Genomic DNA, 19409 nt, shown 5'->3' with positions numbered 1-19409 from the left:
GCAAACCCCTCTACTCGGTCACAGCCGCCGGATGCGGCACCGGACGGTTGACAGGACAGCGCAGCGGCTCACCCAGCGCGGCGCGCTGGGCTTCTTCCACGGCCAGGCGCTGCAGATTCTGCATGGAGCTCTCCGAGTAGAAAGCCGCATGCGGAGTGAGGATCGCATTCTCGAGCGAGCGGATCGGGTGATCCTCGGGGAGAGGCTCCGGCTCGAACACGTCCAGGCCGACACCCGCGAGCTGTCCGCTCTCCAGAGCGTCGCCGACGGCGTCCAGGTCGACGAGTGCCCCGCGGGCGGTGTTGACGACGTACGACCCGCGAGGCATCGCGGCGATGCTCTCGGCATTGACCGCGCCGACCGTAGCCGGCGTGGCGGGAGCGTGCAGCGTCACGAGATCGGATCGGCTCCAGAACTCGTCCAACGCGACGAGCTCGATCCCGAGCGCATCCAGCTGATCCTTGTTCGCGTAGGGATCGTGGGCGAGCAGGGTGAAGCCGAATGGCCGCAGCCGCTCCGCCACGGTCAACCCGATCTTGCCGGTGCCGAACAGGCCGATCGTGGTTTCCGAGAACTCCTGGATCGGAGCCTGGCTGGCGGGCTTCACCCACCCACCGGCGGATATGACGGCGCTGAACTGGTGCAGTCGGCGCAAGAGAGTCAGGGCGAGGCTCACCGCGTGATCGGCTACGGTCGTGGTGCCGTAGTCGGGCACGTTGCACACTGAGACGCCGCGCTCGGCGGCGGCGACGACGTTGACGTTGTCCCAGCCGACTCCGTAGCGGATGACCACGGCCCCCGGCGCAAGGGCGTCGAGCACGGCGGGGGTCACCGGGGCGAAGTTCACAAAAACTATGTTCGCACCACCCACGGCTTCGATGGTTTCGTGTTCGGAAGTGCACTGGGCCGAGCGGAACTCGGCTCCGATGCGGGCCGCGAACGCTCGCTCCCTCTCGAGGTCCGCGAAGATGTGGTCGGTGACGACGACGACGGTCATGCGTATCCCCTATCGGCCGACGCGCTCGAGGAGGCCGCGATCGCGGAGGTTGGCGATGAATGCGCGCAGGCCGAAGGTCCAGGGCTCGGCCCGCTCGGAGGTGTTGACGCGGTTGACGAGCGCGCCGAGCTTCGGACTCGAAATACGGACCACGTCGCCGACGGTGTGCGTGAACCCCCTGCCCTCGGCGCCCCGGTCCTTCGTGGGGGCGAAGAGCGTGCCGGTGTAGAGCACCAGGCCGTCCGGGTACTGGTGGCTGTCGCTCACGGTGTACGCGGCGAGAAACTCGACATCGCGGCTGATCTGGTCCATGCTGCTGGTCTCGTCGAGCACGAACCCGTCCTCTCCGAGCACCGTGAGGTCGACCTCGGCGATGCGCACGTCGTCGATGGTGAAGTGCTCGTCGAAGAGCCGGATGAAGGGGCCGAGCGACGCCGAGGCGTTGTTGTCTTTCGCCTTGGGCAGCAGCAGCGCCGAACGCCCCTCGACATCGCGGAGATTCACGTCGTTGCCGAGCGTCGCTCCGAGGATGCGGCCGCCGGAGCTCAGCAGGAGCACGACCTCCGGCTCGGGATTGTTCCAGTCGGAGACCTCCGCGACCCCGATCTCCTGGCCGAACCCGACGGCGGAGAGCGGCTGCGCCTTGGTGAAGATCTCCGGATCGGGTCCGAGGCCCACCTCCAGATACTGCGACCACAGCCCCTGCTCCACCATCGTGCGCTTGAGTTCGGCGGCCCCCTCGCTGCCCGGCGCGATATCGGCGAGGTCGACTCCGACGGTCTCTTCGAAACTCGCGCGGATCTCGGCCGCCTTCTCGAAGTCGCCGCCCGCTCGCTCCTCGATCAGGCGCTCGACGAGCGAGGCTGCGAAGGTGACCCCGGCCGCCTTGACCGCGGCGAGATCGATCGGCGCCAGCAGATGCACCGCATCGCGACGCTGCCCGAGCGAGTTCTCCAGCACGTCGGACAGCGGCCAGCTCGCTCCGCCCTCCACGGCGCGTACCGCGGCGAGCACATCGTCCTGCTCCGACAGGTCGGTCATCGTCGGAAACGTCTCACTGATGTCGACCAGTCGGTCCTCCCGGAGCGCGACCACGGCCGGGCCGCCGAACTCCGGCACATGGACCCTGCCGACGAGGGTTGCGCGCCCGACGTCCTCGGGAAGCGCGTCTCGGGTTGTCTCGATCAGAGGTATGGACATCGTCGTGGTCACTCCTTGGCGGTCCCGCTGCACCGCTTCGGGCAGCTCCGTTTTTTCGGCATCGATTCTCGATACTTAAGATCATAATATGATCTTGATGATGAGGACAAGCTACGCTGGAGACGCAGGCGCGGATTCGTCGGGGCTTCCGAGGGGTCGCGCCCGCTCATTCCCAGAGGAGTTGCAGGACACCATGTCATCGACCGACCAGCCGCACCGGGCTCCTCAGCGACCCAAGCGCCTTCCGGAGATCGTCGCGGACCAGCTCCAGGAGTACATCCTGAGCAACGGACTCAGCGCGGGGGATCGGCTTCCCACCGAACCCGCCCTCACCGAGATGTACGAGGTCAGCCGACAGGTCGTGCGCGAAGCCGCCCGGCTCCTCGAGCAACGGGGCGTGGTCGAGATCCGAGCCGGGCGCGGCATGAGCGTCGCCGACGTCTCGGTGGACCGCGTTCACGACATCTACCGCCTCTTCCTCCGCTTCAAGCCTGAGAACTTCCAGGACCTCCTCGCCACTCGCCTCGTACTCGAGCCCGGGACGGCCGCGCTCGCCGCCACTCAGCGCAGCGAAGAGGACATTGCACGCATGAGGGAGACGCTCCAAGCCAGCAAGAGCCTGGCCTCGGATGCGTTCAGCGAGCATCTCGCACTCGACCTGGAATTCCACCGACGGGTCAGCGACGCCTGCCACAATCCGTTCCTCATCGCGCTCTCCACACCCATCAACGAATCCCTGCGCGAGGTGTACGCCGAACCGATCGCCTATCTTTCATCCCTTCCTCGAACCCATGCCGAGCACGAGACCATCCTGGAGGCGATAGCCGCCGGCGACGAGGAGGCGGCGCGCACGGCCACCGTCGCACACCTCGGCAGAGTGCGCGACGAGGCCCGGAAGCTGATCCCCGACGCCGGATGACGCGGGCGCCGGGAGCGGAACCCCGCCTCTGCCCCGCACCCGGCGCTACCGACGACGAGGCTATCGCAGCGAGTAGCCGCCGTCGACGAGCAGCTCCGACCCGCAGTAGTAGCTCGCGTCCTCGCTGAGGAGGAAGGCGACCGTGCCGGCGATCTCCTCGGGCCGCGCAAAACGACCCGAGGGGGTATGCCCCAGCCACTCCTCGAACTGATGCCGCTTCTTCGCCAGCAGAGGGGTGTCGACGTAGCCGGGCGCCACCGCGTTGACGCGCACACCCCGGTCCGCCCACTCGGAGGCGAGCGACCGTGCGAGGGCCGACACCCCGGCCTTCGAGGCGTTGTACGCGCACTGCTTCTGCGGCACGTTGACCACGTGATTGCCGCTCATCGACGAAATGAGCACGATGTTGCCGGCTCCGCGCTCGAGGAACTCCCGGCCGAACGCCTGAGCGGAGAAGAACAACCCGCGCAGGTTCACTCCGAGCGTGAAATCGAAGACCTCCGGGCTCATGTCCTCGGCCGCCACATCGTCCTCGACCACGCCGGCCGCCGCGACCAGGCCGTCGACCGAGCCTTCAGCCTCCACGACGGCGGCCACCGCCGCCGCGAGCGACGCGGGGTCGGTGACGTCGACCTCGATCCCGTACGATCCCTGAGCCCGCAAGTCGAGCTCGTAGACCGTCGCGCCCTCGTCGCGGAGCCGAGCGCAGACGGCGAGACCGATCCCGCCCGCCGCGCCGGTGACCGCGTACACCCGTCCCGAAACACCGCGCATGCTAGGCACCAGCCGTTCCGACATGGGCTTCTCTCGCGGCCTGGCGACGCCTGATCACTCCACGCCAGTAGTTGAGGAACTTCTCGCGATTGGCCCTCGTGGTGCCGAGTTTCGCGGCCAGTACCGCGCCCACGAGCACCACGCCGTTGAAAACCGGCTGCACCCAGGCATCGGCGCCCATCATGAAGAGGCCCGTGGTACCGGCGGCGACCAGGAACACCGCCACGAAAGTGCCCCACACGTTGTAGAAGCCGCGGCGGATGGAGGTCTCTCCGAGGAAGCAAGCGGCGATGGCGGGCATCAGGAATTCGGAGCCGTTCGTCGGCGCCGCCGATCCCACCTGAGCGACCTGCACCACGCCCCCGAGGCCCGCAAGGACCGCGCCGAAGACGAATGAGCCGACCACCGTGCGCTCCACTCGGATGCCCGTGAGGCGCGCCGCGTCCTCGTTGCCTCCGATCGCGTAGAGGCGGCGTCCGATCGGACGGAAGTAGAGCACGAACCAGATGACGAGCGCCGCGATGAGCGCGTAGACGAAGGGCAGCGGAATTCCGGCGGGACGAGTCTGACCGAGCGCCTTGAACTCATCGGGAATGCCGCTGTATATGACCTGCCCTTTTGAGTAGAGCAGGATCGCGCCGAAGAGGATCGTCTGCGTGCCCAGTGTCACGACGAGGGATTGCAGCTTGAACAGCGCGACCAGAACGCCATTGATGAGCCCGACCAGCGCGCTCACGGCGACCACGATCAGGATCGCGATGGACCAGTGGGGCACGGTGCCGTAGGCCATGAGTCCCGTGGCCAGGACGCCCCCGAAGCCCGCCATCGTGGCGACGCTCAGGTCGAAGTGGCCGGCGATGAGCGGCAGCATGAGTCCGAGCGAGACGAGCACGATCGACGAGTTCGCCTGCAGCACGGAGCCGAAATTGCCGAGCGTGGGGTAGGTCTCGGGGCGCAGAACGGTGAAGATCGATACCACGACGATCAGCGCGATGACGATGCCGTACTTGCTCGCCTGCTGACCGACGACGCGCAGGCCCCGTGGTTTCGTAGCGTGTTGCTGGGTGGTCATGTTTCTCCGTTGGTAGCGGTGGTCTGGTCGGTGGCGTAGCTCGCCGCGGCGATCGCGTCGACGGTGACTTCCTCACCGATGAGCTCGGAGACGAAACGGCCGGAGCGCATGATCAGCACCCGGTCGGCGTACTCGGAGATGAGATCGATGTCGGAGTCGAGCAGGAGAACGGCGAGCCCGCTCCGCGCGATCCGCTCGACGATGGTGCCCAGGATCGAGCGTCGGGCGCCGACGTCGACGCCATAGGTGCACTCGTCAAGGATCAGCACCCGCAGGTCGAGTTCGAGCCATTTGCCGAGGATCGCCTTCTGCTGGTTGCCTCCGGAGAGCTCGGAAATCTTGCGGGTCGCGTCGGGCGGCCGCACGTCGAGCGCCGCGATGGCCCGATCGGCGGTGCGGCGCTGGCTGCGCTTCGAGAGCACCGGGCCGCGCAGATGCCGCTCGAGCGTCGCGAGCGTCAGGTTCTCGATGAGATCGAACGTCGCGATCGCCGCCTGCTTGCGGTCCTGCGGCACATAGCCGATGCCACGCCTGACACTCGCATGCGGTGATATCCCCGACAGCGGTTCGCCTTGGTACTCGATCGAGCCGGTCGTCAGCGCCTGCGACCCGAAGAGCAGGCGCCCGATCTCGCTGCGGCCGGATCCGGCGAGTCCCGTGACGGCGAGCACCTCCCCCGGGTACAGGCGAAGACTGGCGTTCTGCACTCGCGCGCCGGAGACGCCGAGAGCCTCGAGCACGGGCGGCGTGGTGCGCAGCTGATGCGTGACGGTGTCGTCGAACACGGCGCCGGGACGCCGATGACGAGCGGCGGCCTCGGCGCTCAGCCCGGTGATGACGGAGGTGAGCCGGTCCTCGTCGGTCTCGGCGATCGCGCCCGAGAAGACGAGGTTGCCGTCGCGCAGCACCGACACGGTGTCGGCCATCGCGAAGACCTCGTCGAGGCGGTGCGAGACGTAGATCAGCGCGACTCCCCGGTCTCGCAGCGCGCGGCAGCGCTCCAGCAGTTCGTCGACCTGGTCGTTGGGGAGCCTCGCCGTCGGCTCGTCGAGCACCAGAATGCCGCCGGAGTCGATGATGCCCTTGGTAGCGCGCGCGACTGCCACCAGCGTCTGCTGAATCGGCCCCAGGTCGCGCACCAGAGTGTCCGGATCGATGTCGTCGATCCCGACGGCCGCGAGATCCTCACGCACCTCCTCGCGCTGCCTCCTCCAGCCGATCGCGGGGCCCGAGGTCTTGTAGCCCAGCGAGAGGCCGAAGTTGTCGGTGACGGAGAGATCCTCCACCAGGCCCAGGTCCTGGTGCACGAAGCGCACACCGCGCTCCCGCACCAGGACCGGGGTCAGCTGCTGCCCCACCTCCTCGCCGCGCAGCAGGATCTGCCCGGAGGTGAGGGGGTGGTAGCCCGCGAGGATCTTGATCAGCGTGGACTTCCCGGATCCGTTCGCCCCGAGAAGCGCGTGGATGGATCCCGACCGGAAATCCAGGTTCACGCGGTTCAGCACCCGGTTCTCGCCGAACTCCTTGACCAGATCCACGAAGGAGACCGCGGGCGTTCCCATGCCGGCCCCGTCTCGCGGGTCCGCACCGTTCGTCATCGTCGCTTCCTCCGAGTGGCTACTTCAGGCCCCAGAGCTCTTCGAACTTCCCGCGGAAGTCGAAGTTGCCCTGCCAGCCGAGCTCTTCGAGCTCGGTGGCCTTGTCCTTGGGCAGCGCGTCGAGCACGTCCTTATCGAATAGCGCCACCGGGATCGCCGACGTGTAATCGAACGGGTCCTCACCGTTGGTCATGCGGTTCACGTTGTCGACGGTGGCGTAGGCGAGCCACTCACGGGGATCGGCGAAGCACACCTTCTGGCTGCCGCGGGAGCGGATGATGTCGATGTTCTCCGGGTTGCAGTCGAAGCCGGCGCCCGATACCCGATCGGTGATGCCCGCGCGGTCGATCGCGTTGGCGACGCGGAAGAGGCAGCTATCGAAGCACGAGACCCAGTTCAGCGATGGGTCGGCCTGCAGCGCGGCCACGGCCTGCGCGGCGGGGCCTGTGTTGGGATCCTCGAAGTTCGCGAGACTCCACTCCTTGGTGGTGATGTTGCACCCGGGGCAGTTCTCGCCGCTCTGCAGGTACTCCTGGCTGCCCTTGTACTGACCCTCGACGGTGATGTAGAGGTCGCTGTTCTTCATCTGCAGCAGGTTGAGGTCGCCGCCGCTCTTCCACACCATGTACTGGGCGATGGCCTGACCCGAGCGCACCCAGTCGAAGCTGACGTCGGGCACGGTCTCCGGCGTGTTCTTCAGCGATCCGAGCGTGATGATCGGGATGTTCGCGGCGATGGCGCGCTCGACGCCCGACTGCACGCGGGTCGTGTCGACGAAGATCAGCACGATGGCGTCGGCCTTCTCATCGACGGCCGAGTTGACGGCGCTCAGCTGCACGTCCGGCTGGCCCTGGCCGTCGGAGATCTTCGCGTTCCAACCCAGCTTGGCCGCCACGTCCTTGATGGCGTTCGCCGGACGACTCGAGCCGGTCGAGGCCATCTGCTCGGGGATGATCGTGATGTTCAGCCCCTCGATCGGTACCGGGCTCGAGTCGGGACCGGTCCACTTGTTCTCCTGGGAGGCCGCGTTGATCAGTTCCATCGCGCCCTCTTTCGCCTTGGCGACCGCCGCCTCACGGGCGGCGGGATCCACTTCGCCGCTCCCGCTGCCGCTCCCGCCGCCGCTCCCGCCGGAGCAGGCGGTCAGCAGCATGCTGGCTACGGCGATCCCCCCGACAGCCGCGAGCAGACGCCCGAGCAGCTTCGATTTCCTGAGTCTCATAAGTTCACTTCCTTGTGCATCGATCGGATGTCGCCCGTCACTGTGTTTCGCGCTCGTGACCCCTCAGTTACCGAGCAGGTTCAGCCTACCAGTGTTTCAGATTATCAGCAGACCATATGATGAATTTGTTACCTTCCTCGGCTCCTTGCCGCGATCCGCCTCGGCCCACCAGAGAGTGTGCCCGCCGTCGACCGGCAGCACGGCACCCGTGAGGCTTCCGCCGCCAGTGAGCGAACCGCGTAGGCCACCTCCTGCGGCGGTCCCCGCGCGCCGCACCGCGGGGTCCCCGAGCGCACTCTCGAGCATGTCTGTGACGACATGGCCGGGCGCGACCGTGTTCACCCGGATCCCATAGCGAAGCCGCACACTCCGTCCGCGAGGGCCCGCACCAGCACCTCGTCGGCGGCGGGACTCGGCACCGGCCGCGTCTCGGTGCGGATGGCATCGGACCCCACCAGCACGCTGGCTCGCCGCTCCCGCATGAGATCCTCCTTGATCACTAGTCGTTCTGACGCTACATGCGATGATACGATCATATTACTATCTAGTTTCTCGAACAACCCGGAAGACTCCGCCATGAGCCAAACGCATCTCCTCATCGCCGACACCCCTGAGGCCCTCGAGCCCGTTCTCGCGGCCGCGGCCGCGGCCGCCCAGCCGTTCGCGGCACTCGCTCCCGCCGCCCGGGCCGCCGGACTGTGTCTCATCGCAGAACGCCTGGAGCAGAACGCCGACCGCCTCATCCCTCTCGCGCAGCAGGAGACCGGGCTCGCAGAAGCGCGTCTCACCGGCGAGCTCAAGCGCACCGCCGTGCAGCTGCGGCTCTTCGCCGAGGTCGTCCTCGACGGCGGCTACCTCGACGCGCGCCTCGATCAGGCCGATCCCCGCTACGCTCTCGGCGTGCGCCCCGATCTGCGTCGCTCGCTGCGCCCCGTCGGTCCCGTGGTCAACTTCTCGGCCAGCAACTTCCCCTTCGCCTTCTCGGTCGCGGGGGGCGACAGCGCGGCGATCCTCGCCGCAGGCTGCCCGCTCATCGTCAAGGGCCACTCGGGGCACGGCGAATTGTCCCTGGCGACCGCCGATGTCGTAGCGACCGCGGCTCGGGATGCGGGGTTCCCCACCGGCGCTTTCGCGCACATCACCGGGCAGGAGACCGGAGTCGCCGCCCTCCGCGACCCGCGGGTGCAAGCCGGATCATTCACCGGCTCCATCGCCGCGGGTCGTCTCCTCGCCGACATCGCAGCTTCCCGCCCGCAGCCCATCCCGTTCTTCGGCGAGCTCGGCAGCGTCAACCCAGTCGTCGTCACGCCTGCGGCTCTCGCCGAGCGCGGTGAGGAGATCGTCGAGGGCTGCGTGGCGAGCGTCGGCGGGTCCGCGGGACAGCTGTGCACCAAACCGGGATTCGTCTTCATACCGGCAGGCCATGGACTCGACGAGCCGATCGCGGCGGCGGCCACGCAGATCGCGCCGCATCGCCTGCTCAATCCCCGCATCGCGCGCGGCTACGAGGAGCGGCTGCAGCGGGTGCTCAGCGCCTCGGACGTGCGCACCATCGTTCGGGGAGACAGCGAGCCGTCCGTCGACGGCAACGCTCTCGTCACCCCCACGATCGCCGCGATCGCGCTCGCCGATTTCACAAGCGCGGACCCGCAGCTCCACGAGGAGGTCTTCGGCCCCTTCTCGCTCGTCGTCGAGTACGGCGACCTCTCCGAGGTGCCCGTCACGATCGAAGCCGCCTTCCAGGGCAATCTCACCGGAACCCTGCACCTGGGCGAGGCCGAGTACGCGGGCACCGCGCCCGGGGAGCAGCTCGAACGCCTGCGCGAACTCACCGCGCTGCTCGCGAGGACGGTCGGCCGAGTACTCTTCAACGGCTGGCCCACCGGCGTCGCGGTGACGCCGGCACAGCAGCACGGCGGCCCGTGGCCGGCGACCACCAACGACTCGAGCACCTCGGTCGGCACCGCCGCCATCGGGCGCTTCCTGCGCCCCGTCGCCTACCAGAACGCTCCCGAGCACCTGCTGCCGGCCGAGTTGCAGACCGCCAACCCGCGCGGGGTGCGCCGGAGCATCGACCCGGCGGGCTCCTCCCTGACCTGGGGTCGAGGCCACGCCTCCTGAGCTGGTGTGGCGGAGCGGTGCGCGGACGCGCTGCAGAAGCTCATCCCCGCCCCTCCCGGCCGCCCCCGCCTCGCCGTCCGCCCCCGCCTCGCCGTCCGCTTCCGCCTCGCCGAGACGCCACGAATTCCCCGAGACGCCACGATATCTACACGAATATCATGGCCTCTCGGGGAAACGATGTGGTTTCGGCGGGGATGCTGGGCAGGGTCGGGGCGGCTGGGCAGGGGCAGGAGCAGGAGCAGGATCGGGGCGCGGGATCCCGCACGGGGGCCGGGCATGCAAAGCCCGGCCCGAGGCTCTCAGGGTCTGGACCACCTACCCCTTGATCGCCTCGCTCAGCTTGACCTTCGCGCCCGTGCGCAGAATCGAGTTGCTGTAGATGCGCGATCCGATCAGGAGCACCACGGCGATCGAGATGAACAGGATCGCGAGCGACAGGAGCGGCTCCCACCACTCCGCCGTACCGAGATATAGCCGCATCGGCATGCCGATGGGTGCCGAGAAGGGAATATAACTCATGATCGCGAGCGCCTGCGGGTTGCTGTTGAAGAAGATGATCGCGAAATAGGGCAGCATCACGAGCCACATGACCGGGCTGACCGCCGAGGCGACGTCCTCCTGCCGCGAGACCAGCGTGGCCAGGGCCGCGTACATCGTCGCCAGCAGCACGAAACCGAAGGCGAAGAGAACGCCGAACCAGATGAGCGAGGTGCCCAGTTCGCCGAGCAGCAGATCCTGGCCCGTGGCGAGCAGGCCCACCGACGCGACCGCCACGATGGCCACCACCTGCGCGAGCGCGAGGATGCTGTTGCCGAGGATCTTTCCCGCCAGCATGGTGCGGGCCGAGACCGTCGCGAGCAGGATCTCGACGATGCGGGTCTGCTTCTCCTCGACGACGCTCTGCGCGATCGTGGTGCCGAACGTGATGGCGCTCAGCATGTAGATCACGCCGAAGGCGACCGCGATGAGGTAGGCGAGCGCGGGGTTGTCGGCGGTGGGCGCGAGCAGTTCGACGGACGGCGCCGCCGAGAGAGCCTGGATGAGCTCGCTGGGCGGGCTGTCCTCGGCCAGCACGGTGAGGCCGACCGCGGTGTCGCCGCCCGGCACGACCGCCGCGTCCGCCTCGCCGTCGAGCACGAGCTGCTCGGCGGCAGCGCGATCCTCGGCCTGCGTCACCTCGAATCCCTTGCCGTCGAGCGGCTGTACCGCGGCGGTCGCCTCTCCGACGGCCGCCACCCGGGTCGGCCCGCCGAAACCGCCGGAGTTCGCCATGAAGCCGCTGAACAGCACGCCGCCGAGCACGAGCAGCAGCAGCACCGCGCTCGAGACGATGTACGCCTTGCTGCGCAGCTTGGTGGTGATCTCGCGCTCGGCGACGAGCCAGGCGCCCTGCGCGCCGCCGATGGGCCGCGCGCCGTCCGGCCCCCTGTTGATGGTCTGGGTGCTCATTTCACGACCTCCTTGAAGATCTGGGCCAGCGAGGGGGTGACCGGTGCGAAGCGGCGCACGGCGGCTCCGGATCCGGAGGCCTGCGAGGAGGCCACCGCTCGGGCGAGCACCGCCTGGGCGGCCTCGTCGGAGGCGTCGAAGCGGGCGAAGCCGCCGTCGAGGTGCGTGACCTCGACCCCCGGCTGATCCCGCACCCAGCCGGCGTCGGCCGAGGGGCCCGCCAGCTCGATCTCGAAGGCGCTGCCGGAGTGCTCGGCCCGCAGCCCCTCTCGGGAGCCGGAGGCCAGGATCCTGCCGTCCCCGATCACCACGACGTCGTCGCAGAGCCGCTCGACGATGTCGAGCTGGTGCGAGGAGAAGAGCACGGGCGCGCCCTGCGCCGCGTAGTCGCGCAGCACGCCGAGCACCACCTCGACGGCGATGGGGTCGAGACCGGAGAAGGGCTCGTCGAGCACGAGCGCCGTGGGCTCGTGTACGAGCGACGCGGCGATCTGCGCGCGCTGCTGGTTGCCGAGGGAGAGGCTCTCGAGCGCGTCGTTGGCGCGCTCGGCCAGGCCGAGCCGCTCGACCAGGGTGCCCGCCGAGGTCTTCGCGGCCGCAGCGCTCATGCCGTGCAGCCTGCCGAGGTAGACGAGCTGCTCGAGCACCTTCATCTTGGGATAGAGGCCGCGCTCCTCGGGCATGTAGCCGAAGCGCGCGCGATCCGCGGCGGTGAGCGGCGCCCCGTCGAGGCTCACCGTGCCCGCGTCGGCCGAGAGCACCCCGAGGATGATGCGCATGGTCGTGGTCTTGCCCGCGCCGTTGCCGCCCACGAAGCCCGTCATGCGACCGCCCTCGACGCGGAAGCTCACGTCGTCGAGCACTCTGCGGTTTCCGAAGCTGCGGGACACACCTGCGATGTCGATCATCTCGCTCCTTTCGTCCCCTCCAGACTGGCGGAGCCCGCGCGGAGACGCCTCCCTCGCGCGGCTGATTCTGGCCGAGGTTCCCGCGNCCCCGGCCCCCGGCCCCCGGCCCCCGGCCCCCGGCCATCCGTGTGCGCCTTTCGGTCGCTTGGCTTCTCCGAAAGCGTCTGAAAGGCGCACACGGATCGGGGCGGCGGAGGATCGGGGCGGGCGGCGGAGGATCGGGGCGGCGGGGGCCGAGGATCGCCGGCGGGCGGCGCCGGATCGGGGCGCCGAAGACGGGAATGAGGAGGCGGGGACGTGGGACCGGCTCCCCCTGGCGGGGGAGCCGCCGCGCGGGGATCCCCCCTACGCTGGAGGCATGACCGCGACCGCCCCCACGAGCGCCACAGGCGCTGCGACCGCCGAGTGGGTGCGCCCGCGCCCCGGCCGCGAGGGCATGCAGGCCGACATCGGCATCGCGGTCCTGCTCGCCATCGCCTCGCCGCTGATGGGCCTGCTCTACCTGCGCACCGGGCTCTACGAAGACGTCGCCGAGGCCTGGGTGTGGGTGGTCGGGATCGCCTTTGTCGCGCTGCCCCTGGCACTGCGCCGCCGCTTCCCCGTGCCGGTCGCGATCCTCGTCGCCATCGGCTTCTTCATCTGCGTCCAGTTCACGGTGCCCGACGGGCTCATCGTGCAGATCTGCCTGGTGCTCGCGCTCTACACCGTCGGCGCCTGGGAGCAGAATCGCCGACTGGCGCTGTGGACGAGGTTCGGGATCGCCGCCGGCATCGTGCTCTGGGTCGTGCTCAACCTCATCGTCACTTCCGCCGACGAGAACTTCCTCCCCGGGCTGCCGCGCACCGGCATCTTCTCGGCCTTCGCGACCTTCGCCGCGATCCAGATCATCACCAACCTCATCTACCTCGGCGCCGCCTTCGTCTTCGGCGAGCGCTCCTGGCGGGCCGCCCAGAGCCAGGCCCAGCTGGAGGCGCAGGGGCGAGAGCTGGAGCTGGAGCGGCAGACGAGCGCCGCGCAGGCCGTGGCGCTGGATCGGATCGAGATCGCGCGCGAACTGCACGACGTGGTGGCGCACCACGTGTCGGTGATGGGGATCCAGGCGGCCGCAGCCCGCCGCAGCCTCGACCCCGACCCCGACCGCGCGCGAGCGGCGCTCGAGGTGGTCGAGAAGAGCGCGCACTCCGCGGTGGAGGAGCTGCGGCGACTCGTGCGCACGCTGCGCACGCCCGAAACCGAGGGGGCGTCGACGGTGGGCATCGCCCAGCTGTCGGCGCTCGTCGCCGAGTCGCAGAGCGCCGGCGTGCCGGTCACGCTCATCGTGACCGGCGATCCGCTGCCCGTTCCGCTGCTCGTCGACGTGGCGCTCTACCGGGTGGTGCAGGAGGCGCTCACGAACGTGCGCAAGCACGCGGGGCGCGGGGCGACGGCCGAGGTGCGGCTGCGGTTCGAGACCGGCGCCGTCGAGGTCGAGGTGAGCGACGACGGCGTGAGGCAGACGCTGGAGCATCACGATGCGTCGGGGTCTCGACTCGGTCTGCGCGGCATGCGCGAGCGCGTCGGCGCGGTGGGCGGCGACCTGAGCGCGGGGCGCCGGGAGCGCGGCGGATTCATGGTGCGGGCGCGCGTGCCGCTCGCCCGGTACGAGGGGGTGGCCGCGTGATCCGCGTGATGCTCGTCGACGATCAGCAGCTGGTGCGATCCGGCTTCCGCATCATTCTGCAGTCGGAACCCGACATCGAAGTGGTGGGCGAGGCCGCGAACGGGGTCGAGGCCGTGGAGCTCGCCGCGACGGCGCGCCCCGACGTCATCTGCATGGACGTCGAGATGCCGCGGATGGACGGGATCGAGGCGTCGAGGCGGATCCTGTCAGGGCGGGCGGGCGACGCCGCCGCGGGATCCGGTATCTCGATCCTCATCCTCACCACCTTCGGCCACGAGACCTACCTCTTCGACGCCCTGGCCGCCGGGGTGAGCGGCTTCCTGCTGAAGACATCGCGCGCCGAGCAGCTGATCGAGGCGGTGCGGTCGCTCGCCGCGGGCAACGCGCTGCTCGGACCCGACGTGACGCGGGCGGTGATCGAGCGGGTCGCGGCGGAGCGGGCGGGCGCTGACGGGCAACGCGGGGCGCCCGGTCCGGATCCGGAGACCTCGCCCGCCGAGCGCGCCGCCGCGGCGTTCGACCGCGCCGGGCTCACCGAGCGGGAGCGCGAGGTGCTGTCGCTGCTCGCCGAGGGCAGGTCGAACGCGGAGATCGCGGCCGAACTGTTCCTGGGCGAGGCGACGGTGAAGACGCACGTGTCGAACGTGCTGCAGAAGCTCGGGGTGCGGGATCGCATCCAGGCCGTCGTGTGGGCGCACACGCGCGGCGCGGCGGCCGCTCTCGACTGAGATAATCGTTGACGATGAAGGCGCACGAGGTGGTCATGGCGTGGGTGACCGAGGAACTGCGGAGCGGACGGCTCCACATCGGCGACCACCTGCCCGGGGAGCGCACGCTGGCCGAGACGCTGCAGGTCTCCCGCAGTTCGCTGCGCGAGGCGCTGCGCGTGCTCGAGGCGCTGGGCACGATCCGCACCGCCACCGGTTCGGGCCCCCGATCGGGCACCGTCATCACGGCGGCCCCTGAACAGGCGCTCACGCTCGCGCTCAACCTCCAGCTGGCGACGAGCCAGGTGGAGCACCGCCACGTGTACGAGATGCGGCTGCTGCTCGAGTGCTGGGCCGCCGAGCACTCGGATCCGGATCGCGGCGACTGGGAGCGGGCGGCGCGCCTGCTCGAGCTCATGGACGATCAGGAACTCCCGGTCGAGGAGTTCCTGCCGCTCGACGCGGAGTTTCACGTGCTCCTCTCCCGCGCGGCGGACAATCCGCTCATCAGCACGCTCATGGACGCCCTGCGCACCTCCATCGCCGACCACACGCTGCAGCGGGCGCAGGCGCTGCCCGAGTGGGAGCGCACCGCGCAGCGGCTGCGAGACGAGCACCGCGGCATTCTGGCGAGTCTGAGGGAGGGCGACCGGGAGGGCGCCGTCTCCCGGATCCGCTCGCACATCCGCGGGTACTACGTCGAGACCGCGCGCTGAGCGCCGCTGCTCGCCCGCGCGCCCGACCCCGCACCCGATCCGACTCCAGCCCCGATCCGACCCGACCTCTCGCCCGATCCGTGTGAGCCTTTCGGCCGCTGGGGCGGGGAGCGAGCCGCCGAAAGGCGCCCACCGATGCTCCCGGCGGGCGGCGGACGGCGGGCGGCGCTCGGCGCGCGGCGCGGCCGGCGCGAGGCGCGGCCGGCGCGCGGCGACGGGCGCGAACGCGGGCGACGCCCGCGTTGGTTTGACGGATCGCCCGGATCGACCTACACTACTTGTGGTCATACCACATGGTCCGACCACACTTGTTTCCAGAACATGAAGTTCTCGCCAAGATCTCAAGGGAGAGATGCCATGACAGCCACAGCAGCCCAGCCCGGAACCGGACTGAACTACCGCGTACTCCTCGGCAGCCTCAGCGGCAGCGTCATCGAGTGGTTCGACTTCCTCGTCTACGGCACCGTCGCCGCGCTCGTGTTCAACAAGCTCTACTTTCCGAGCGACAACGAGTTCGTCTCCACGATGCTCGCCTTCGTGTCGTTCTCGCTCACCTTCTTCTTCCGGCCGCTCGGCGGCATCATCTTCTCGCACATCGGCGATCGCATCGGCCGCAAGAAGACGCTCTTCATCACCCTGACGCTCATGGGCGGCGGCACCGTCGCGATCGGCCTGCTGCCCGACTACGCGGCCATCGGGGTAGCGGCCCCGATCCTGCTCATCTGCTTCCGCATCCTGCAGGGCCTCGGCATCGGCGGCGAGTGGGGCGGCGCCCTGCTGCTCGCCTACGAGTACGCCCCGAAGCACCGCCGCGGCCTCTACGGCGCCGTGCCGCAGATGGGGATCAGTCTCGGCATGCTGCTCGCCGCGGGCGTCATCGCGCTGCTCACCCAGCTGCCCGACGGCCAGTTCATGACCTGGGGCTGGCGCGTGCCGTTCGTCGCCAGCATCGTGCTCGTCTTCATCGGCCTCTGGATCCGCAACGGCCTCGACGAGACCCCGGAGTTCAAGCGCGTGCAGGAGACCGGGGCCCGCCTCAAGCTACCCATCAAGGAGGTCGTGACGAGGCACTGGGGCGCCGTGCTCGTCTCCATCGGCGCCAAGGCGGCCGAGACCGGCCCCTTCTACATCTTCGGCACGTACATCGTCGCCTACGCCACCGACATCCTCGGCGCGCGCGACAATGTCGTGCTGCTCGCCATCGCGGCTGCGGCACTCGTCGCCACGGTCTGGATGCCAGTCTTCGGCAGCATCTCCGACCGCGTCTCCCGCGCCGCCCTCTACCGCTGGTCGGCCTGCACCACCATCGTGCTCGTGGTGCCTTACTACCTGATCCTCAACACGGGCGAGACCTGGGCGCTGTTCGCCGCCACCATCCTCGGCTTCGGCTTCCTGTGGGGCAGCGTAAACGCGATCCTCGGCACCCTCATCGCCGAGAACTTCGCGCCCGAGGTGCGCTACACCGGCGCCTCCCTCGGCTACCAGCTGGGCGCGGCGATCTTCGGCGGCACCGCCCCGCTCATCGGAGCGTGGCTGCTCGAGATCAGCGGCGGGCAGTGGTGGCCGATCGCGGTGTACGTCGCCGTCTGCGCGGCGATCTCGGTCGTGGCGTCGTTCTTCATCAAGCGCGTCGCCCACGTCGAGGAGGAGCACGCGCAGGATCCCCTCCCCCGCCTCGGGCAGATGGCGTAGCATCCCGGCATGCCGCCGCCCCCGATCCCGAACCGATCCGAACAGGAGCCTCAGATGAAGCGCCAGCTCCCCAACCCCGCCGAGCTCTTCGAGCTCATGCGGTTCAAGAAGCCCGATCTCAACGCCAGGCGGCGGCGCCTCGACGCGGCCCTCACCACGTACGACCTGCTGCGCATCGCGAAGCGCCGCACGCCGAAGGCCGCCTTCGACTACACCGATGGCGCAGCCGAGGGCGAGCTGTCGCTCGATCGAGCCCGCAGGGGCTTCGAGGACATCGAGTTCCACCCCGACATCCTGAAGCCCGCCGAGCACGTCGACACCTCGACCGAGATCCTCGGAGGCCGATCCGCGATGCCCTTCGGCATCGCGCCCACGGGGTTCACCCGGCTGATGCAGACCGAGGGCGAGATCGCGGGGGCCGGGGCAGCGGGAGCGGCGGGCATCCCCTTCACGCTCTCGACGCTCGGCACCACGTCGATCGAGGACGTGCGCGCGGCGAATCCGCACGGCCGCAACTGGTTCCAGCTCTACGTGATGCGCGAGCGCGAGATCTCCTACGGGCTCGTCGAGCGCGCCGCCGCGGCCGGATTCGACACCCTCATGTTCACCGTCGACACCCCGATCGCCGGGGCCCGGCTGCGCGACAAGCGCAACGGCTTCTCCATCCCTCCCCAGCTCTCGCTGGGCACGATCGTCAATGCGATCCCGCGCCCGTGGTGGTGGATCGACTTCCTCACGACGCCCAAGCTCGAGTTCGCGTCGCTCTCCTCGACCGGCGGCACCGTGGGCGACCTGCTCAACGCGGCGATGGATCCGACCATCTCCTACGAGGATCTCGAGGTCATCAGGGAGATGTGGCCCGGCAGGCTCGTGGTCAAGGGCGTGCAGAACGTTCCGGACGCGGTGAGGCTGATCGAGCGCGGCGTCGACGGCATCGTGCTCTCGAATCACGGGGGCCGCCAGCTCGACAGGGCCCCCGTACCCTTCCACCTGCTGCCGCAGGTCGTGCGCGAGGTGGGTCGCGACGCCGCGGTGATGATCGACACCGGCATCATGAACGGCGCCGACATCGTCGCCTCGGTGGCGCTCGGGGCCAAGTTCACCCTGGTCGGCCGCGCCTACCTCTACGGGCTCATGGCGGGCGGGCGGGCGGGCGTCGACCGCATGATCGCCATCCTGCGCAGCGAGATCGAGCGCACCATGGCCCTGCTCGGGGTGTCGTCGCTCGAGGAGCTGGAGCCCCGCCACGTGACTCAGCTGCGGCGCCTCGTGCCGGTCTCGCCGGAGGGCGCGCGGGCGGGCGCCGAGAGGTCTCCTCGGGGCTGATCCCGAGGCGCCCCGATCCGCGGTTCAGCCGGGGCCCGCACTCACCCGCGCAGGGGGTCTACGAGCAGGTCGAGCTCGCCCCAGAGCTCTTCCGAGACCTCGAGCTGCCGCCTGGTGCGCTCTGGGTCGATGCGGGCGAGCGTCGCCATGATGCCCTGCTGCACCGCTATGGGCACCGTGAGCGACGCGAAGAAGGAGGTTCCCTCGGCGGGGATGAGCACGACCTCCTCCGCAACGGGAGCGAGCGCCTGCGGGAGGTAGTCCGAGATCACGACCACCTTCGCGCCCCGGCGCCGAGCGGCGATGGCCGCGCCGACCACGACTCGGTAGTGCCGCCAGTAGCTGCACACCACCAGCACGTCCGAGGGCCCGAGCCGGGCGACGGTGTTCGCGAGGAGCGGGTCACGGTCGAGCAGCCCGTACGAGGGGTACCCGGCCAGCAGCAGGTTGTGGCTGAGCGCCTGCCCGACGGCCGCGAAGCTGCCCATCGCCGCGACGTGGATCTGGCTCGCGTTCGTCAGCAGTTCCGCGATCCTTCGTATCGCGTGCTCGTCGAGATCCCTGACGGCCTGCGTCAACGAGGAGATGTCCCTGCGCATGGCGCTCTGGAAGGGGGTGTCCGTCACGCCGTGAACCTCGGAGACGTCCACCATGCTGAGGCCTGAGAGGTAGCGCGCGCGGAGGCTGCGCTGCAGATCGGGCCAGCCGTCGAAGCCCAGCTGCTGCGCGAGCCGGGTGACGCTCGACACGCTCACGCCTGCCACGCGGGCCACCTCGGCGGCGCGGGCGTACACCGCCTCACCGATGTTGGTGAGCAGATAGTTCAGCAGCGTCTTCGCCGAGGAGCCGAGGCCGCCGGCGGGCACGCGCGCCCGCAGCCATGCCTCGGGAGCCATGTCGCGCGCCCCGCCTCGGGCGTCGTCGGAGCCCTTCTCCGATCGTGTCCTCATGCGATCCATTGTCGCGGACTCGGACCCCCTTCCGCATCTGCTACGCAATTTTTCTTGCATATACCTCAGTTATGGAATTAACATTGCCAACTGTGCGG

General features: G+C 69.3%; 17 protein-coding genes. 7 read left to right on the top strand and 10 right to left on the bottom strand.

The features are described 5' to 3' along the window. Positions 1–10: 10 nt before the first annotated feature. Together D1J51_RS08725 and D1J51_RS08720 are read right to left on the bottom strand one after the other, a co-directional pair. Positions 11–997, bottom strand: a complete 987-nt coding sequence (locus tag D1J51_RS08725) for a C-terminal binding protein (protein ID WP_119074797.1) — start codon at positions 995–997, stop codon at positions 11–13. Between the two features lie 9 nt (positions 998–1006). Then, positions 1007–2197, bottom strand: coding sequence for a fumarylacetoacetate hydrolase family protein (locus D1J51_RS08720; protein WP_119074796.1), 1191 nt, complete (start codon positions 2195–2197; stop codon positions 1007–1009). A 193-nt stretch (positions 2198–2390) separates the two neighbouring features. Here D1J51_RS08720 and D1J51_RS08715 point away from each other — a divergent pair, with 193 nt between their 5' ends. Further along, on the top strand, positions 2391–3116 hold the full coding sequence (locus D1J51_RS08715) for a FadR/GntR family transcriptional regulator (RefSeq protein ID WP_162903732.1): 726 nt from the start codon (positions 2391–2393) through the stop codon (positions 3114–3116). A gap of 60 nt (positions 3117–3176) precedes the next feature. Here the strand turns inward: D1J51_RS08715 and D1J51_RS08710 are convergent, their stop codons facing one another. The 5 genes from D1J51_RS08710 to D1J51_RS17895 all read right to left on the bottom strand — a co-directional run bounded on the left by D1J51_RS08710 (position 3177) and on the right by D1J51_RS17895 (position 8264). Beyond that, on the bottom strand, positions 3177–3890 hold the full coding sequence (locus tag D1J51_RS08710) for an SDR family oxidoreductase (protein ID WP_119074794.1): 714 nt from the start codon (positions 3888–3890) through the stop codon (positions 3177–3179). Position 3891: 1 nt separating this feature from the next. Next, entirely contained in the window at positions 3892–4962 is a 1071-nt protein-coding gene (locus D1J51_RS08705; protein ID WP_119074793.1) for an ABC transporter permease, read from the bottom strand. Beyond that, positions 4959–6560, bottom strand: coding sequence for a sugar ABC transporter ATP-binding protein (locus D1J51_RS08700; protein WP_119074792.1), 1602 nt, complete (start codon positions 6558–6560; stop codon positions 4959–4961). The genes D1J51_RS08705 and D1J51_RS08700 overlap by 4 nt, the downstream gene beginning before the upstream one ends. A gap of 19 nt (positions 6561–6579) precedes the next feature. Further along, a complete protein-coding gene (locus D1J51_RS08695; protein WP_119074791.1) occupies positions 6580–7782 on the bottom strand; it encodes a sugar ABC transporter substrate-binding protein in 1203 nt (400 codons plus the stop codon). Between the two features lie 338 nt (positions 7783–8120). Next, on the bottom strand, positions 8121–8264 hold the full coding sequence (locus D1J51_RS17895) for a hypothetical protein (RefSeq protein WP_162903731.1): 144 nt from the start codon (positions 8262–8264) through the stop codon (positions 8121–8123). A gap of 94 nt (positions 8265–8358) precedes the next feature. Between D1J51_RS17895 and D1J51_RS08690 the strand changes: the two genes are divergently transcribed. Next, positions 8359–9903, top strand: a complete 1545-nt coding sequence (locus D1J51_RS08690; protein ID WP_119074790.1) for an aldehyde dehydrogenase (NADP(+)) — start codon at positions 8359–8361, stop codon at positions 9901–9903. A 315-nt stretch (positions 9904–10218) separates the two neighbouring features. On the opposite strand, the gene D1J51_RS08685 is transcribed toward D1J51_RS08690, so the two are convergent. Together D1J51_RS08685 and D1J51_RS08680 are read right to left on the bottom strand one after the other, a co-directional pair. Beyond that, positions 10219–11352, bottom strand: a complete 1134-nt coding sequence (locus D1J51_RS08685; RefSeq protein WP_119074789.1) for an ABC transporter permease — start codon at positions 11350–11352, stop codon at positions 10219–10221. Further along, positions 11349–12260, bottom strand: coding sequence for an ABC transporter ATP-binding protein (locus tag D1J51_RS08680; RefSeq protein ID WP_119074788.1), 912 nt, complete (start codon positions 12258–12260; stop codon positions 11349–11351). The genes D1J51_RS08685 and D1J51_RS08680 overlap by 4 nt, the downstream gene beginning before the upstream one ends. A gap of 358 nt (positions 12261–12618) precedes the next feature. Here D1J51_RS08680 and D1J51_RS08670 point away from each other — a divergent pair, with 358 nt between their 5' ends. The 5 genes from D1J51_RS08670 to D1J51_RS08650 all read left to right on the top strand — a co-directional run bounded on the left by D1J51_RS08670 (position 12619) and on the right by D1J51_RS08650 (position 18361). Continuing rightward, a complete protein-coding gene (locus D1J51_RS08670; protein ID WP_119074787.1) occupies positions 12619–13920 on the top strand; it encodes a sensor histidine kinase in 1302 nt (433 codons plus the stop codon). Further along, complete coding sequence (locus D1J51_RS08665; RefSeq protein ID WP_119074786.1) at positions 13917–14648, top strand: response regulator; 732 nt, start codon at positions 13917–13919, stop codon at positions 14646–14648. Before D1J51_RS08670 ends, D1J51_RS08665 begins: the two co-directional genes overlap by 4 nt. Before the next feature lie 14 nt (positions 14649–14662). Beyond that, complete coding sequence (locus D1J51_RS08660) at positions 14663–15343, top strand: FadR/GntR family transcriptional regulator (protein WP_119074785.1); 681 nt, start codon at positions 14663–14665, stop codon at positions 15341–15343. Positions 15344–15700: 357 nt separating this feature from the next. Then, positions 15701–17035 (top strand): MFS transporter, encoded by a 1335-nt coding sequence (locus tag D1J51_RS08655; protein ID WP_119074784.1) that lies wholly within the window; start codon positions 15701–15703, stop codon positions 17033–17035. Positions 17036–17089: 54 nt separating this feature from the next. Then, positions 17090–18361: an alpha-hydroxy acid oxidase gene (locus tag D1J51_RS08650; protein ID WP_119074783.1), complete on the top strand. Its 1272-nt coding sequence runs from the start codon at positions 17090–17092 to the stop codon at positions 18359–18361. A 41-nt stretch (positions 18362–18402) separates the two neighbouring features. Here the strand turns inward: D1J51_RS08650 and D1J51_RS08645 are convergent, their stop codons facing one another. Further along, complete coding sequence (locus D1J51_RS08645; protein ID WP_162903729.1) at positions 18403–19311, bottom strand: MurR/RpiR family transcriptional regulator; 909 nt, start codon at positions 19309–19311, stop codon at positions 18403–18405. Between the last annotated feature and the right edge of the window lie 98 nt (positions 19312–19409).

The sequence above is a fragment of the Leucobacter sp. wl10 genome (assembly GCF_003569785.1).
In the GTDB taxonomy this organism is placed as follows: Bacteria; Actinomycetota; Actinomycetes; order Actinomycetales; family Microbacteriaceae; genus Leucobacter.
This window is presented reverse-complemented; position numbering and strand designations above follow the sequence as displayed.